Annotated in this window: 15 protein-coding genes; 11 read left to right on the forward strand and 4 right to left on the reverse strand. The window is 56.1% G+C overall.

Features of this window, described 5'->3' with window-relative positions:
• Nucleotides 1-74 precede the first annotated feature (74 nt).
• The 9 genes from L370_RS05990 (at nucleotide 75) to L370_RS05950 (ending at nucleotide 9154) form a co-directional block, all read left to right on the forward strand.
• On the forward strand, nucleotides 75-1295 hold the full coding sequence (locus tag L370_RS05990; RefSeq protein WP_023335406.1) for a diguanylate phosphodiesterase: 1221 nt from the start codon (nucleotides 75-77) through the stop codon (nucleotides 1293-1295).
• Nucleotides 1296-1483: 188 nt separating this feature from the next.
• A complete protein-coding gene (locus tag L370_RS05985) occupies nucleotides 1484-2212 on the forward strand; it encodes a MerR family transcriptional regulator (RefSeq protein ID WP_023335407.1) in 729 nt (242 codons plus the stop codon).
• Nucleotides 2213-2525: 313 nt separating this feature from the next.
• Complete coding sequence (gene sufA, locus L370_RS05980) at nucleotides 2526-2894, forward strand: Fe-S cluster assembly scaffold SufA (RefSeq protein WP_023335408.1); 369 nt, start codon at nucleotides 2526-2528, stop codon at nucleotides 2892-2894.
• Nucleotides 2895-2902: 8 nt separating this feature from the next.
• A complete protein-coding gene (sufB, locus tag L370_RS05975) occupies nucleotides 2903-4393 on the forward strand; it encodes a Fe-S cluster assembly protein SufB (protein WP_023335409.1) in 1491 nt (496 codons plus the stop codon).
• A gap of 9 nt (nucleotides 4394-4402) precedes the next feature.
• On the forward strand, nucleotides 4403-5149 hold the full coding sequence (sufC, locus tag L370_RS05970; protein ID WP_023335410.1) for a Fe-S cluster assembly ATPase SufC: 747 nt from the start codon (nucleotides 4403-4405) through the stop codon (nucleotides 5147-5149).
• Nucleotides 5124-6395, forward strand: coding sequence for a Fe-S cluster assembly protein SufD (gene sufD, locus L370_RS05965; protein WP_023335411.1), 1272 nt, complete (start codon nucleotides 5124-5126; stop codon nucleotides 6393-6395). Before sufC ends, sufD begins: the two co-directional genes overlap by 26 nt.
• A complete protein-coding gene (gene sufS / locus L370_RS05960; protein WP_023335412.1) occupies nucleotides 6392-7612 on the forward strand; it encodes a cysteine desulfurase SufS in 1221 nt (406 codons plus the stop codon). Before sufD ends, sufS begins: the two co-directional genes overlap by 4 nt.
• A gap of 14 nt (nucleotides 7613-7626) precedes the next feature.
• Nucleotides 7627-8043: a cysteine desulfuration protein SufE gene (gene sufE / locus L370_RS05955; protein WP_023335413.1), complete on the forward strand. Its 417-nt coding sequence runs from the start codon at nucleotides 7627-7629 to the stop codon at nucleotides 8041-8043.
• Nucleotides 8044-8140: 97 nt separating this feature from the next.
• Nucleotides 8141-9154: a L,D-transpeptidase LdtE gene (locus L370_RS05950; RefSeq protein WP_023335414.1), complete on the forward strand. Its 1014-nt coding sequence runs from the start codon at nucleotides 8141-8143 to the stop codon at nucleotides 9152-9154.
• 60 nt (nucleotides 9155-9214) lie between these two features.
• Here L370_RS05950 and lpp read toward each other — a convergent pair whose 3' ends face one another.
• The 4 genes from lpp to L370_RS05930 form a co-directional block, all read right to left on the reverse strand.
• Nucleotides 9215-9451, reverse strand: a complete 237-nt coding sequence (gene lpp, locus L370_RS05945; protein WP_001082307.1) for a murein lipoprotein Lpp — start codon at nucleotides 9449-9451, stop codon at nucleotides 9215-9217.
• Nucleotides 9452-9760: 309 nt separating this feature from the next.
• Nucleotides 9761-11182: a pyruvate kinase PykF gene (gene pykF / locus L370_RS05940; protein ID WP_023335415.1), complete on the reverse strand. Its 1422-nt coding sequence runs from the start codon at nucleotides 11180-11182 to the stop codon at nucleotides 9761-9763.
• A gap of 377 nt (nucleotides 11183-11559) precedes the next feature.
• Nucleotides 11560-12705, reverse strand: coding sequence for a trans-sulfuration enzyme family protein (locus tag L370_RS05935; RefSeq protein ID WP_023335416.1), 1146 nt, complete (start codon nucleotides 12703-12705; stop codon nucleotides 11560-11562).
• Nucleotides 12706-12716: 11 nt separating this feature from the next.
• A complete protein-coding gene (locus L370_RS05930) occupies nucleotides 12717-14087 on the reverse strand; it encodes a pyridoxal-phosphate dependent enzyme (protein WP_023335417.1) in 1371 nt (456 codons plus the stop codon).
• Nucleotides 14088-14487: 400 nt separating this feature from the next.
• Here L370_RS05930 and L370_RS05925 point away from each other — a divergent pair, with 400 nt between their 5' ends.
• Together L370_RS05925 and L370_RS05920 are read left to right on the forward strand one after the other, a co-directional pair.
• Nucleotides 14488-15510 (forward strand): methionine ABC transporter ATP-binding protein, encoded by a 1023-nt coding sequence (locus tag L370_RS05925; protein ID WP_023335418.1) that lies wholly within the window; start codon nucleotides 14488-14490, stop codon nucleotides 15508-15510.
• Nucleotides 15503-16171, forward strand: coding sequence for a methionine ABC transporter permease (locus L370_RS05920; RefSeq protein ID WP_008500617.1), 669 nt, complete (start codon nucleotides 15503-15505; stop codon nucleotides 16169-16171). The genes L370_RS05925 and L370_RS05920 overlap by 8 nt, the downstream gene beginning before the upstream one ends.
• The last annotated feature ends 19 nt before the right edge of the window (nucleotides 16172-16190 follow it).

A 16190-nucleotide genomic window follows, 5' to 3' on the forward strand; every position in this document is an offset into this window, starting at 1 on the left:
GTCAGGCAATTAATGTGCTATAAAAGATCCTTATCCACCTTTTTTGTGGTCAAAACCCTAACCCCAGGAATCGCATGCTCACAACCATCATTTACCGCAGTCATATCTGCGAGGACGTTCCAGTGAAGGCGCTGGAAACAATGGTCGCTGCAGCAAATAGTAAAAATCGGCAATCCAACGTCACGGGGATCCTGCTTTTCAACGGCACACATTTTTTCCAGCTGCTTGAAGGGCCAGTGGAACACGTTTCTGCCATCTATGAGCAGATTTGCAGCGACCCGCGCCACCATAACGTGGTGGAGCTGATGCGCGATCACGGGCCTGTCCGACGCTTTGGCAACGCGGGCATGGAGCTTTTTGATTTGCGCCACTTCGACAGGGACGAAGTGCTGCAACAGGTGCTCAACAGGGGGACGACACGCTATCAGCTGACGTATAACGACCGTCCGCTGCAGTTTTTCCGCACCTTTGTCGAGGCCACGGAAAAAGCGAACTATTTTGAACTGCCGCCTGCGGATTCCTGGGAATTCGTTCGCGAGGAAACGCGTTTGTCTGCACAGCCCGAGGTGGTCGCGAAAGGGGCGGATTGCAGCTTTGCGTTCCAGCCGATAGTCGATCCGTTTATGCAGCAGGTCGTCTCCTGGGAGGCGCTTCTCCGCACGCCTGACGGCGGTGCGCCGGGAGATTACTTTGCCAATCTGCCGCGTGACGAGGTGTATGCCTCTGATTTACAGAGCAAGCAGGTGGCACTCTCCATGGCCAGCGCGCTGGGGCTACAGGATCAGACGTTGTCACTTAACCTGCTGCCCATGACGCTCGTCAACATTCCCAACGCCGTGGATTTCCTGCTCACCGCGATTGAAGCAAATGGGTTTGTACCCGAGCAAATCGTCGTGGAGTTCACTGAGAGCGAAGCCATTTCCCGTTTTGATGAATTCACGGATTCAGTGAGGCAGTTAAAAAGCGCGGGCATCAGCGTGACGATCGATCACTTTGGCGCCGGTTTTGCCGGGCTGCAGCTGCTGGCTCAGTTCCAGCCGGACAGAATTAAGATTAATCGCGATCTGGTCGCGAACGTGCATAAAAGTGGCCCCCGGCAGGCCATTATTCAGGCGATTATCAAATGCTGCTCCTCGCTTGAGATTCAGTTCTGCGCGGTGGGGGTAGAGAAGGCTGAAGAGTGGATGTGGCTGGAGTCCGCGGGGATTTCCCAGTTCCAGGGGCATCTTTTCGCCAGCCCGCGACATGGCGGTATTCCCGCGATTGCGTGGCCGGAGAAAAAGTTCGACTTCTGATGAAGTTGTACACAATTTGGTAGACTTCACTGTACGGGCGGCAAATTTTATACAACAATGTATTAACAGGTGGACGGAAAAGAAGCCCATTCACGCGTTCAAAATGCGGTCTTAGTTATACAAATGGTGTGTACAATCTGATAAGGTTGGTGTAGTTAGGTATGGAAGTTCTGAGCGTGAGGGAGTTAATGGCCTATTACAGTATCGGCGAAGTGGCCGAACGATGCGGTATCAACCCCGTTACGCTGCGTGCCTGGCAGCGCCGTTATGGATTGTTGAAGCCGCAGCGAAGCGAAGGGGGTCATCGTCAGTTTGACGATGAAGATATCCTGCGTATCGAAGAGATCAAGCGCCTGATGAAGAGCGGCGTCTCGGTCGGAAAAGTCAAAGCCTTGCTGGAAAACAAGGAAGTATTGACTCAGGGTAACTGGGTCTCGTTCCAGGAAGAGATGATGACCGTTCTGCGTTACGCCAGCCCGGCAAAGCTGCGCGCCAAAATCAGTGAATTCCGCCGCGATCACGCGATAGACGCGCTGATTGACAGCATTATCTCTCCTGTCCGTCAGCGAATGAATCAGGATCAAAACACCGTGCGTCACATGGCGAGCCTGTTTGACGGCGTACTGATCGAGTTCGCTATTGCAAGCCTAGCGGAGTCCCGCAAAAAAGCCGGTAAAGACGCGCTCCTGATTGGCTGGGAATGCGATGACCGCACCCACCTGTGGCTCGAAGCCGCGCGCTTATCGCAGAAAGGCTGGCACATTGACGTCCTGGCGGAACCTATTGATTCGCCGCGTCCTGAACTCTTCCCGGGGCAAAAAATCTTCGTCTGGACGGGGAAATCCCCAACGCCTCGCCAGCAGGAACAGCTCGACCACTGGCGTGAACAGGGTTTTGCTGTCTCATTTCATCACTGATCGTCAGAGGCCTTCAGGGCCTTTTTTTGTTTTTGTCATTTTCTGAGCAAAAGCTATCTCAAAAATAGGCATTTCCGATGCATATTTTACTTTTCTCCTCTCCGTCATAAATGCCGCGACGAAATGCATTATTTATCAATGCATTGAACAAATACATCCATCCTGACTACATCCTGGCATAGGGTCTATGCTTAATAAAAGTAGGCAAAAAGGGCGGTTTAGCCGAATGCCCCTGCTGACAGAGGGTTGAAGTGATAATCGTTATCACTAACATGGTGTTATGCCCTGATGGCTTATCAGATGAGGTGGACCTATGGAACTGCATTCAGAAACCTTTAATCCTGCCGATTTTGCCTGGCGCGGCTTAACGCTCACGCCAGCGGCGGCGGCACATATTCACGAGGTGGTGGCGAAAAAGCCCGAAATCCTCGGCGTGCGTTTGGGCGTCAAACAGACCGGTTGCGCGGGTTTTGGCTACGTGCTCGATACCGTCACCGAACCCGAGAAAGATGACCTGGTGTTCGAGACGGACGGCGCGAAACTGTACGTCGCGCTGCAGGCCATGCCGTTTATTGACGGCACCGAAGTGGACTACGTCCGCGAAGGCTTAAACCAGTTATTCAAATTTCATAACCCGAAAGCCCAGAATGAATGCGGCTGCGGCGAAAGCTTTGGGGTATAGGCGGTACTATGTCTCGTAATACTGAAGCAACGAGTGAAGTAAATACCTGGGGCGGTGGGCACCTCAACTATAAAGAGGGGTTCTTCACCCAGCTGCAGACCGACGAGCTGGCGAAAGGCATCAACGAAGATGTCGTGCGGGCGATCTCGGCGAAACGTAACGAGCCGGAGTGGATGCTGGAGTTCCGCCTGAGCGCCTTCCGCGCCTGGCTGGAGATGGAAGAGCCGCACTGGCTGAAAGCGCATTATGACAAGCTGAACTATCAGGATTACAGCTACTATTCTGCCCCGTCCTGCGGCAGCTGTGACGACACCTGCGCCTCGCAGCCCGGCGCGGTGCAGCAAACCGGCGCGGAGAACAGCTTCCTCAGCAAAGAGGTGGAAGAAGCCTTTAACCAGCTGGGCGTGCCCGTGCGTGAGGGCAAAGAGGTGGCGGTGGACGCCATTTTCGACTCCGTCTCGGTGGCGACCACCTACCGCGAGAAGCTGGCAGAGCAGGGGATCATTTTCTGCTCCTTCGGCGAAGCGATTCACGATCACCCGGAACTGGTGAAAAAGTACATTGGGACCGTGGTGCCCTCTAACGACAACTTCTTTGCGGCGCTCAACGCGGCGGTAGCCTCTGACGGCACCTTTATCTATGTGCCGAAAGGCGTGCGCTGTCCGATGGAGCTTTCGACCTATTTCCGCATCAATGCCGAAAAAACCGGTCAGTTCGAGCGCACGATACTGGTCGCGGATGAAGGCAGCTACGTCAGCTATATCGAAGGGTGCTCCGCCCCGGTTCGCGACAGCTATCAGCTACACGCGGCGGTGGTGGAGGTCATCATCCACAAAGACGCCGAGGTGAAATACTCCACGGTGCAAAACTGGTTCCCGGGCGACGGCAATACCGGCGGTATCCTGAACTTCGTCACCAAGCGCGCGCTGTGCGAAGGCGAAAACAGCAAGATGTCGTGGACCCAGTCAGAAACCGGCTCTGCCATCACCTGGAAATACCCGAGCTGCATTCTGCGCGGGGATAACTCCATCGGCGAGTTTTACTCGGTAGCGCTGACCAGCGGGCATCAGCAGGCCGATACCGGCACCAAGATGATCCATATCGGTAAAAACACCAAATCCACCATCATCTCGAAAGGGATTTCCGCCGGGCATAGCCAGAACAGCTATCGCGGGCTGGTGAAAATCATGCCGACGGCCACCAATGCGCGTAACTTCACCCAGTGTGACTCGATGCTGATCGGTGCCGACTGCGGGGCGCATACCTTCCCGTACGTCGAGTGCCGTAACAACACGGCCCAGCTGGAGCACGAGGCGACGACGTCGCGGATTGGGGAAGATCAGCTCTTCTACTGCCTGCAGCGCGGGATCAGCGAAGAAGACGCCATCTCGATGATCGTCAACGGCTTCTGTAAGGACGTGTTCTCTGAACTGCCGCTGGAATTTGCCGTTGAAGCCCAGAAACTCCTCGCCATTAGTCTTGAACACAGCGTCGGTTAAGGAAAGCACATGTTAAGCATTAAAGATTTACAGGTTAGCGTAGAAGACAAAGCCATCCTGCGTGGCCTCAATTTTGACGTCAAACCGGGTGAAGTCCACGCCATCATGGGGCCGAACGGTTCCGGGAAAAGTACGCTTTCTGCGACGCTGGCGGGGCGCGAAGATTATGAGGTGACCAACGGCTCGGTCGAGTTTAACGGCAAAAACCTGCTGGAGATGTCGCCGGAAGACCGCGCGGGAGAGGGCATCTTTATGGCCTTCCAGTACCCGGTCGAAATTCCGGGCGTCAGCAACCAGTTCTTCCTGCAGACGGCGCTGAATGCGGTGCGTAAGTATCGCGGCCTGGAGGCGCTGGACCGCTTCGACTTCCAGGACCTGATGGAAGAGAAGATCAAGCTGCTGAAAATGCCGGAGGATCTGCTGACCCGTTCGGTGAACGTTGGCTTCTCCGGCGGCGAGAAAAAGCGTAACGACATTCTGCAGATGGCGGTGCTGGAGCCCGAGCTGTGCATTCTGGATGAGACCGACTCCGGTCTGGATATCGACGCCCTGAAGATTGTCGCTGACGGCGTGAACTCCCTGCGCGACGGCAAGCGTTCGTTCATCATCGTCACTCACTACCAGCGCATTCTGGACTACATCAAGCCGGATTACGTTCACGTGCTTTACCAGGGACGTATTGTGAAATCCGGTGATTTCACGCTGGTTAAACAACTGGAGGAGCAGGGTTATGGCTGGCTTACCGAACAGCAGTAATGCACTCCAGCAGTGGCACAGGCTGTTTGAAGCCCAGGGCGGCACGCGCTCTGAGCAGGCGCAGCAGCATCTGCAGCAGATGCTGCGTCTCGGCTTGCCGACGCGTAAGCATGAGAACTGGAAGTACACCCCACTTGATGGCCTGCTGAACGCCGAGTTTGTGACCCGTCTGGCGGATCTCACGCCTGCGCAGCGTGATGCGCTGGCAGTGCGCGTGGATGCCGTGCGCATGGTGTTCGTCGACGGTGAGTTCCGTCCGGAACTGAGCGATGCTCTCCAGGCGAGCGGATTTGAGGTTGAGATAAACGACGAACGCCCGCCCCTGAGCGCCCCGGTTCAGCCTGAGGTGTTCCTGCACCTGACCGAGAGCCTGGCCCGCGGCGTGACGCACATCCGCGTGAAGCGTAACCAGCGTCCGGCCAAACCGCTGCTGCTGATGCACATCACCCAGGGGCTGGACGGCGACGAAATCAACACCGCGCACTATCGTCATCATCTTGAGCTGGCGGAGGGGGCGGAGGCCACGGTAATCGAACATTACGTCAGCCTCAACGACACCCGCCACTTTACCGGGTCGCGTCTGACAATGAACGTAGCCGCTAACGCGCAGCTTCACCATATCAAGCTGGCGTTTGAAAATGCGCAGAGCCACCACTTTGCCCATAACGATATCGTGCTGGGTCAGGATGCCGCAGCGTACAGCCATAGCTTCCTGCTCGGCGGGGCGGTGCTGCGCCACAACACCAGCACGCAGCTTAACGGTGAAAACACTACGCTGCGCATCAACAGCCTGGCGATGCCGGTTAAATCAGAGGTGTGCGACACGCGCACCTGGCTGGAGCACAACAGGGGCTACTGCAACAGCCGCCAGCTGCATAAAACCATCGTCAGCGACAGAGGCCGCGCGGTGTTTAACGGGCTGATTAACGTGGCCCAGCACGCCATTAAAACCGACGGGCAAATGACCAACAACAATCTGCTGTTAGGGCGCCTGGCGGAGGTGGACACCAAACCGCAGCTGGAGATCTACGCCGACGACGTGAAGTGCAGCCACGGTGCGACGGTCGGGCGGATCGACGACGAGCAGATGTTCTACCTGCGTTCCCGCGGTATCGACCAGCAGGCGGCGCAGAAAATGATTATCTATGCGTTTGCCGCCGAACTGACGGAAGCGCTGCACGATGGTCAGTTAAAACAGCAGGTGCTGGCGCGTATCGGTCAGCGTCTGCCTGGAGGCGAAGCATGAGTTTTCCCGTCGAGAAAGTACGGGCAGATTTCCCGGTTCTGACCCGTGAAGTGAACGGTCTGCCTCTGGCCTATCTGGACAGCGCGGCCAGCGCGCAGAAGCCGAATCAGGTGGTGGATGCGGAAGCCGAGTTTTATCGCCACGGCTACGCCGCCGTGCATCGCGGTATTCATACCCTGAGCGCCGAGGCGACCCAGCGTATGGAAAACGTGCGTACGCAACTGGCCGCTTTCCTCAATGCACGTTCGCCTGAAGAGCTGGTCTTCGTGCGCGGAACCACCGAAGGGATCAACCTTGTCGCTAACAGCTGGGGCAACGCGCAGGTCCACGCTGGGGATAACATCATCATCACCCAGATGGAGCACCACGCCAATATCGTGCCGTGGCAGATGCTCTGCGAGCGCGTTGGCGCGCAGCTGCGGGTGATCCCGCTGAATGCTGACGGGACGCTGCAGCTCGAGCAGCTTGACGCATTGCTCGACGATAAAACGCGGCTGGTGGCGGTCACCCAGGTCTCCAACGTGCTGGGGACGGAAAACCCGGTGGCAGAGATTGTCGAAAAGGCCCATCAGGCGGGCGCGAAGGTGCTGATTGACGGCGCTCAGGCGGTGATGCACCACGCGGTTGACGTCCAGGCGCTGGACTGCGATTTCTACGTGTTCTCGGGACACAAGCTCTACGGGCCGACGGGGATTGGCGTGCTGTATGTGAAAGAAGACATCCTGCAGGCGATGCCGCCGTGGGAAGGGGGCGGGTCGATGATCGCCACCGTAAGCCTGACGGAAGGCACCACCTACGCGCGCGCGCCGTGGCGTTTTGAGGCGGGTACGCCCAACACTGGCGGGATTATCGGGCTGGGGGCGGCGGTGTCCTACGTCTCCGCGATCGGCCTTGACAGCATTCAGGAGTACGAACAGCTGCTTATGCACTATGCGCTTGCCGAGCTTGCCAGCGTGCCGGATCTGACCCTCTACGGGCCTGCCGACCGGCAAGGGGTGATTGCGTTCAATCTTGGGAAACATCACGCCTATGACGTGGGTAGTTTCCTCGATAACTACGGCGTGGCGGTCCGTACCGGGCACCACTGCGCCATGCCGCTGATGGCGTTTTACCAGGTACCAGCAATGTGCCGCGCGTCGCTGGTGATGTACAACACAATGGAAGAGGTCGACAGGCTGGTGGCGGGGCTTAAGCGCATTCACCAACTCCTGGGCTAACGGAGAGGCGAAAGATGGCGGAACTGCCGGACAAAGATAAATTACTGCGCAACTTTGGGCGTTGCGCAAACTGGGAAGAGAAGTACCTTTATATCATCGAGCTGGGGCAGCGTCTGCCGCCGCTCGGTGAAGAGGCGCATACCCCGGAAAACAGTATTCAGGGCTGTCAAAGCCAGGTGTGGATTGTGATGGCGCAGTCGGATGACGGCACGATTGAACTGCACGGCGACAGCGATGCGGCAATTGTAAAAGGGCTTATTGCGGTCGTCTTTATTCTTTATCACCGGATGTCGGCGCAGGATATTGTCGCGTTCGACGTCCGTCCGTGGTTTGAAAAAATGGCCCTGACCCAACACCTCACCCCGTCCCGATCCCAGGGGCTGGAAGCGATGATTCGCGCGATCCGCGCCAAAGCTGCAATCCTTAGCTAGACTTACAGAACAGCATTCATTCTGTTTCGCGAGGTGGTTCCCGCCTCGCTGGTTTTTCAGCTTTCTGGCGTTCTGTCAGTGAATAAGGAATCTCAGCATGAAGCGCGCGTCTCTAATAACTCTATTACTCCTCAGTTCGCTCGGCGCACTTAATTCGGCCCGCGCGATGGACTATCCGTTGCCGCCCGCAGGCAGTCGTCTGATTGGGCAAAATCAAACCTACACGATACAGGAAGGGGATAATAAGCTGCAGACCATCGCCCGCCGGTTTAATACGGCGGCGCAGGTGATCCTGGAAACGAACAATACCATTGCGCCGGTAAACCCTGCGCCGGGAACCGTCATTACCATCCCGTCGCAGATGCTGCTGCCGGACACGCCGCGCGAGGGCATCGTGGTGAACCTCGCAGAGCTTCGGCTCTACTACTTCCCGCCGGGAGAAAACATCGTTCAGGTCTTCCCGCTCGGCATAGGACAGCTGGGGCTGGAAACACCGGTCACGACCACGCGCGTGAGCCAGAAAATCCCGAATCCCACCTGGACACCTACGCCGGGCATCAGAGCACGCTCTCTGGAGCAGGGAATTAAATTACCGCCGGTGGTACCTGCCGGGCCAAATAACCCTCTTGGACGCTTCGCACTGCGTTTAGGCGTGGGGAATGGGGAATATCTCATCCACGGCACCAGCGCGCCGGACAGCGTCGGCCTGCGGGTCAGCTCCGGCTGCATGCGGATGAATGCCCCGGACATCAAAGCCCTGTTCGAACAGGTGCGGGTTGGTACGCGGGTACAGATTATCAATGAACCCGTGAAGTTCGCCGTGGAGCCGGATGGTAAACGCTATATTGAAGTCCACCGTCCGCTGGCGCAGGTCGAGGGAGAAAACCCGCAGGTCTCGCCCATTAACCATTCTGCAGAGTTTGCGACCTTTGTTTCTCAGGCCGGAAGCGATAAGGCGCTGATTGAGAAAGCCCTGTCACGCCGCGCCGGGATCCCGGTTATCGTGTCGTCAGGCAGCGGCCCGTCAGCCAGCAATAGCGTGTTGTCGGTGCAGAACAGTCGGGTGTCCGCAGCGGTAGCGGAAGATGAAGGGGAGAAGGTGACGCAGTAGCCGTTTGTCGCAGGCAAAAAAAATGGCGCACGATGTGCGCCATTTTATTAACAGGTACTATTACTTACGGTATTTAGTAGCCTGGTTGTCCAGACGCTGGTTAGCGCGAGCTGCGTCGTCTTTAGCAGCCTGAACGTCGGAACGCATTGCGTTCACGTCGTTGCTCAGCTGGTCAACTTTAGCGTTCAGAGTCTGAACGTCAGAAGACAGCTGATCGATTTTAGCGTTGCTGGAGCAACCAGCCAGCAGAGTAGAACCCAGGATTACCGCGCCCAGTACCAGTTTAGTACGATTCATTATTAATACCCTCTAGATTGAGTTAATCTCCATGTAGCGTTACAAGTATTACACAAAGTTTTTTGGGTTGAGAATATTTTTTTGATGGGAATACACCTATTTTTGATCGTTCGCTCAAAGAAGCATCGAATCAGCCCTTTTCGGGCAAAAATCTATGTAAAAAAAGACATTTATCATCGGATTCATCTTAGATAATTCGCAATTAAATAGAGAAACCCGATTTGCAATTTGAATGACTTTGGCTAATGCCAGGAATAAAAAAAGCGCCCGGAGGGCGCTTTTTATCAAAATTAATTCGTTCGGGAATTATTACAGCACGTGAACAGATGCGGTATTGGTCGTTCCGCTTGGAACCAGCGCGCCAGAAACCATGACCACAACGTCACCTTTCTGTGCCAGACCGCGATCAACCAGCTCCAGCGCCACTTCTTTACCCAGACGATAGAAATCATCCGTAGACGCGATCTCTTTCACCAGGTGAGGGATCACGCCTTTGCTCAGCACCAGCTGACGGGCAGTGGTTTCGTTGGTGGTCAGCGCCAGGATAGTCGCATCCGGGAAGTATTTACGCACCGCGCGAGCTGATTTACCGCCCTGGGTGGCCACTACGATCAGTGGTGCTTCCAGTTTCTCAGCCGTTTCTACTGCACCGCGGCATACCGCTTCGGTGATGCGCAGCTTGCGGCTGTCGTTGTTGTAGTCCAGACGGCTTTTCATTACGCGGTCGGTACGTTCGCAGATGGTGGCCATGATGGACACCGCTTCCAGCGGATATTTACCTTTTGCGGATTCGCCGGACAGCATAACGGCATCAGTACCGTCGAGGATGGCGTTTGCCACGTCGCCTGCTTCTGCGCGGGTTGGGCGTGGGTTTTTGATCATGGAGTCCAGCATCTGCGTTGCGGTGATTACCACTTTACGCGCGCGAACACATTTCTCGATCATCATCTTCTGCGCGAAGATCACTTCTTCAACCGGGATTTCTACGCCCAGGTCGCCACGTGCAACCATGATGCCGTCAGACGCTTCGAGGATTTCGTCGAAGTTGTTCAGGCCTTCCTGGTTTTCAATTTTGGAGATGATCTGGATCTTCTCGCCGCCGTGCGCTTTCAGGTGCTCACGAATTTCAACCACGTCGGAACGTTTACGGATGAAGGAAGCGGCAACGAAGTCAACGCCTTGCTCGCAACCGAAGATCAGGTCTTGCTTGTCTTTTTCAGCCAGGGCTGGCAGCGCGATGGAAACGCCCGGCAGGTTAACGCCTTTGTTTTCGCCCAGGTCGCCGTTGTTCAGCACTTTACAGATAACCTTGTTACCTTCGATAGCGGTGACTTCCATACCGATCAGACCATCGTCTACCAGTACGGTGTTACCGACGGACAGATCGCTGGTGAAGCCTTCATAGGTCACTGCAACGATTTCGCTGTTGCCGACAACGGATTTGTCGGTAGTGAAGGTGAAGGTCTGGCCCGCTTTCAGAGAGACGTCGTTACCGCCTTCCAGTTTGATGGTACGGATTTCTGGACCTTTGGTATCCAGCAGGATCGCGGCTTTTTTACCGGTCTTGCTCATCACGTTGCGCAAGTTCTGGATACGCTGACCGTGTTCTGCATAGTCACCGTGGGAGAAGTTCAGACGCATCACGTTCATGCCGGCGTCCAGCATTTTGGTCAGCATCTCTTCAGATTCGGTTTTCGGGCCGATAGTACAAACAATTTTCGTCTTTTTCATGACAGTCTTAGTCTTTAAGTTGGGAAGGATATGGAAATCTCGCTCCGGGGGCGCACCGCCGCGGAGTCAAACCTGTGTTGCAAAAGAGTATATGACACGCACTAAGGATAGGAGACATCAAATGAGCGTGCAGAAGAAAGTGTGCCTGAGTGACAGCCCAACGAAGGAGAGGAGAAGTTGTACGTTGTTTTTTGTATTCCAAGCGCTGAAACCATTCACCAGGGATTAGGCGCGCATTATACGCTGATTTTAAGATAAAAGGAAAATGGAAACGGTGTTTCAGAAATAATCGGTGCAGTTTCACATAATATTGTTATCAAGGCGTTAAGCCATGATGACAAGTTATGGCGGCAGGTGATTGACCTGCCGCGTTTTGCTTATTTTTGCAGCGCCTGGCTGAGGTCGGCAATCAGGTCTTTCGGATCTTCAATCCCGACTGACAGCCGGATCAGCTGCGGCACAATGCCGTTTGCCAGCCGTTGCTCAAGCGGAATCGAGGCGTGGGTCATGCTGTAAGGCTGGCTCACCAGACTTTCCACACCGCCGAGGCTCTCCGCGAGGGTGAACAGCTTCAGGTTGCGAATCACCTCGGTGGCGCGTTGCGCATCGCCTTTTACCACGACGGAAATCATCCCACCGGGCAGGGCCATCTGCGTGCGGGCAAGCTGATACTGTGGATGCGATTCCAGGCCGGGATAGAACACCTTTTCGACCAGAGGATGTTGATCCAGCCATTGCGCAATCGCCAGCGCGTTGGTGCTGTGCTTTTCTACCCTCAACGCCAGCGTGCGAATACCGCGCAGCGTCAGGAAGCTGCTGAACGGATCCAGGACGCCGCCCACCGCGTTTTGCAGATAGCCCAGCTTATCCGCCAGTTCCCTGTTGTCCCCGACAATCGCCAGCCCGGCCACCACGTCAGAGTGGCCGTTCAGGTATTTGGTGGCGGAGTGCACCACGATATCGAAACCCGACTCCAGCGGACGGTGGATCACCGGCGACGCGAAGGTGTTATCCGCCACGCTGATGACGTTATGACGACGGGCGATCGCCGCAATCGCCGCCAGATCCGCCAGCTTCAGCAGCGGGTTAGTTGGCGTTTCGACCCACACCATGCGGGTATCCGGGCGAATGGCGGCCTCAAGCCCGGCTAAGTCGTCCGGTTTAACCCAGCTGACCTGCAGGCCGGTGCTGCGCTTGCGCACGTTTTCAATCAGGCGGTACGTCCCGCCGTAAACGTCATCAATGGCGACAATATGGCTGTCTTTGTCCAGCAGTTCGAGCACCGTGGAGATGGCCGCCAGGCCGGAGGCAAAGGCGTAGCCGCGCGTGCCGCTTTCCAGTTCGGCGATGGCGGTTTCCAGCGCGTGGCGGGTGGGGTTACCGCTGCGGGAATACTCATAGCCGGTATGCTCGCCGGGTGATGGTTGCGCAAACGTTGAGGTGGCGTAAATCGGCGGCATGACGGCACCGTGCTGGTCGTTGAACTCGCCGCTGTGGACGCTCAGGGTTGCCAGGTTTTTCATCATCTATTCCTTTATTGCTGTAGACGGTTGCGCCATGCGGTCAGCACGTCGCTGCGCGTAATCAGACCGAGAAAACGGTCATTGTCATTAATCACGGCCACCAGACCGCGGTCGAAGATGGCGTTCAGGGCGCTTTCCGGGGCGTGTTTGTCGAGGAACTCCACCTGACGCGTCATGGCTGCCGTCACCGGAAGCGCGAAGCGATCGCCGTCGCCGCCGATGTGCCGCAGGAGATCCCACTCGTCGATAATGCCCACCACCTTGCCGTTCTCCAGCACCGGCAGCTGGGAGATGTCATACAGGCGCATGCGCGCCAGGACGGTGGAAAGCGTGTCGTCCGGGGCGGCGGTAACGGTGGCGCCTTCATCGTGGCGCAGGGCGATGTAGTCCGAGAGATCGCCGGCCTGAGGGCGCGTGATGAGCCCTTGCTGACGCATCCAGTCATCGTTGAACATCTTCGAGAGATACTTATTGCCGCTATCGCAGGCGAAGGTCACCACGCGCTTCGGCGTGCTCTGCGCCTGGCAATATTTCAGCGCAGCCGCCAGCAGCGTACCGCTGGAGGAGCCCGCCAGAATACCTTCCGTTTTCAGCAGATCGCGCGCGGTGGTGAAGGCCTCGCGGTCGGTGATGCGCCAGGCGCGATTCACCCCTTCAATGTGGGCCAGCGGCGGAATAAAGTCTTCGCCAATACCCTCAACCAGCCAGGAGCCCGCGTCGTGATAGCGTCCGGTTTCCACCTGGTCGGCCAGCACCGATCCGGCCGGGTCAGCCAGGATAAACTCCGTGTGCGGAGAGTGCTCGGCGAACCACGCCTGCAGGCCGCCCAGCGTACCGCCTGAGCCGACGCCCACCACGATGGCGTCGATCTGGCCGTCAAGCTGTTCGTACAGTTCAGGTGCCGTGGTGGTGCGGTGCGCCAGCGGGTTGGCTTCGTTATTGAACTGGTCGATGTAAAACGCGCCGGGCAGCTCATTGGCCAGGCGCTGGGCGTAATCCTGGTAATAGGCGGGGTGGCCCTTGTTAACGTCGGAGCGGGTCAGCACCACCTGGGCACCCAGCGCGCGCAGGTGGAAAATCTTCTCGCGGCTCATTTTGTCCGGCACCACCAGGATCAGCGAGTAGCCTTTCTGGGCGGCGATCAGCGCCAGACCGAGACCGGTATTCCCCGCCGTTGCCTCAATAATCGTGCCGCCCGGCTGCAGCTGGCCGGTACGCTCCGCTTCGTTAATCATCGACAGCGCAACGCGATCCTTAATAGAGCCGCCCGGATTCTGGTTTTCCAGCTTCAGGAACAGCGAGCAGGGACCGGTATCAAGCTTGTGCAGCTGGATAAGCGGGGTACGGCCAATCAGTTCAGTGACGGAGTGATAAATCGTCATGATGTTTTCCTTTCTGGATGTCATGACGGGATGATAGGGCGGCGAAATTTTCTCAATAAAGAACCATTCACTGCTCTTTAGAACAGAAAAGAATATAAATGCCATTTTTGGAAGTCAGGACAGCAAGACGTAAAGTTGTCTGGATGTGAGGATGGCTATATCGGCATGAAATGCTGTAAAAATGACCGTTTTTTGCGGGCATCTACCGGCAGATATGCATCCGGCAGATAATCATTGCTGAAATTGGTCTAAATGCTTCCCACCCTGTAAATCCGCTGTTTATTTCTTAAAGTTATAACAAATTCTTTTTTGTTCATTTGAAAGCTGATAACGCCTGTTTACTATCGTTTGGACATCCATACTGCTAAACAGCCATGCGCGAAACGGATAAAGAATAAGAATGATTGTACTCAGGAATATTTCGAAGGTTTTTGACAACGGAAAGGTCGCGCTGACTGCCGTTGATAACGTCAATTTGACGATAGAGCAGGGACAGATTTACGGAATTATTGGCTACAGCGGAGCCGGGAAAAGCACGCTGATCCGTCTGCTGAACGGCCTGGAAAAACCCAGCGCCGGAAGCGTCACCATTAACGGGCAGGACATCTCTGCTGCGAAGGGGGAAGCGCTGCGCCAGGCGCGCCTGAAAATCAGCATGGTGTTCCAGCACTTCAACCTGCTGTGGTCGCGCACGGTAAACGAAAACATTGCTTTCTCCATGCAGATCGCCGGAGTACCTAAAGCAAAAATCACCGCCCGCGTCGCGGAACTGGTGGAGTTGGTAGGGCTGAAGGGGCGCGAGAATGCGTACCCGTCCCAGCTGAGCGGCGGGCAAAAGCAGCGCGTGGGCATTGCGCGCGCTTTGGCTAACAGCCCTGACGTGCTGCTCTGCGATGAGGCCACGTCCGCGCTCGACCCGCAGACCACCGATCAGATCCTCGATCTGCTGCTGGATATTAACCGCCGCTTCAGGCTGACCATCGTGCTGATCACCCACGAGATGCACGTGGTGCGCAAAATCTGCGACCGCGTGGCGGTGATGGAGAACGGTAAAGTCGTGGAAGAGGGCGACGTGCTGAGCGTCTTTACCCATCCGCAGCAGCCGATTACGCAGCAGTTTGTCCGTCAGGTAAGCCAGTACGCTGAGGAAGAAACCTTCAATACCGAACTGGCAAACGATCTGGAAGGCACGGTCATCAGGCTGACCTTTACCGGGCACAGCACCCATAAGCCGATCGTGGGTGAGCTGACCCTGCGCTACGGCCTGCCGTTTAACATCCTGCACGGAAAAATGACGCAAACCGCCCACGGCGTGTTTGGCCAGCTCTGGGTACATGTAGTGGCATCCGATGAACAACTGAACAATATCCTCGCCGACCTGAAGCACAGCGATATTGAAGGCGAGGTGATTAAACATGGCTGAGAATCTCTTTCCGCATCTGAAGTGGGATCAGCTCTGGGCGGCGACGCTGGAGACGCTGTACATGACCGCGCTGTCCGGCGTGGCGACCTTTGTGCTGGGTATCGTGCTGGGGCTGGCGCTGTTTTTAACCGCGCGCGGCGGATTGTTCCACAACCGCACGGTCTATAGCGTCATTTCGATTGTGGTGAACGTGTTCCGCTCCATTCCGTTCATCATTTTGATCGTCCTGCTGATCCCGTTCACCAAGACCGTCGTCGGCACCATTCTTGGCGCCAACGCGGCGCTGCCGGCGCTGATTGTGGGCGCGGCACCGTTCTACGCGCGCCTGGTGGAAATCGCCCTGCGTGAAGTGGATAAAGGCGTCATCGAAGCAACGCGCTCGATGGGCGCACGACTGAGCACGTTAGTGTTTCGGGTTTTACTGCCGGAATCATCACCCGCACTGGTATCGGGTATTACGGTGACGCTGATTGCGCTGGTGAGCTATAGCGCAATGGCGGGGGTGATTGGCGCCGGTGGTTTGGGAAATCTGGCTTATCTGGAAGGATTCCAGCGCAACCATGGTGACGTCACGCTGGTGGCAACGGTGACCATTTTAATCATCGTTTTCATTATCCAGTTCTGCGGCGATGTCATTACTTCACTGTTAGATAAACGCTAATAAATACACACAGGAACCA

Source organism: Enterobacter sp. MGH 24, assembly GCF_000493015.1.
Classification (GTDB): Bacteria; Pseudomonadota; Gammaproteobacteria; order Enterobacterales; family Enterobacteriaceae; genus Enterobacter.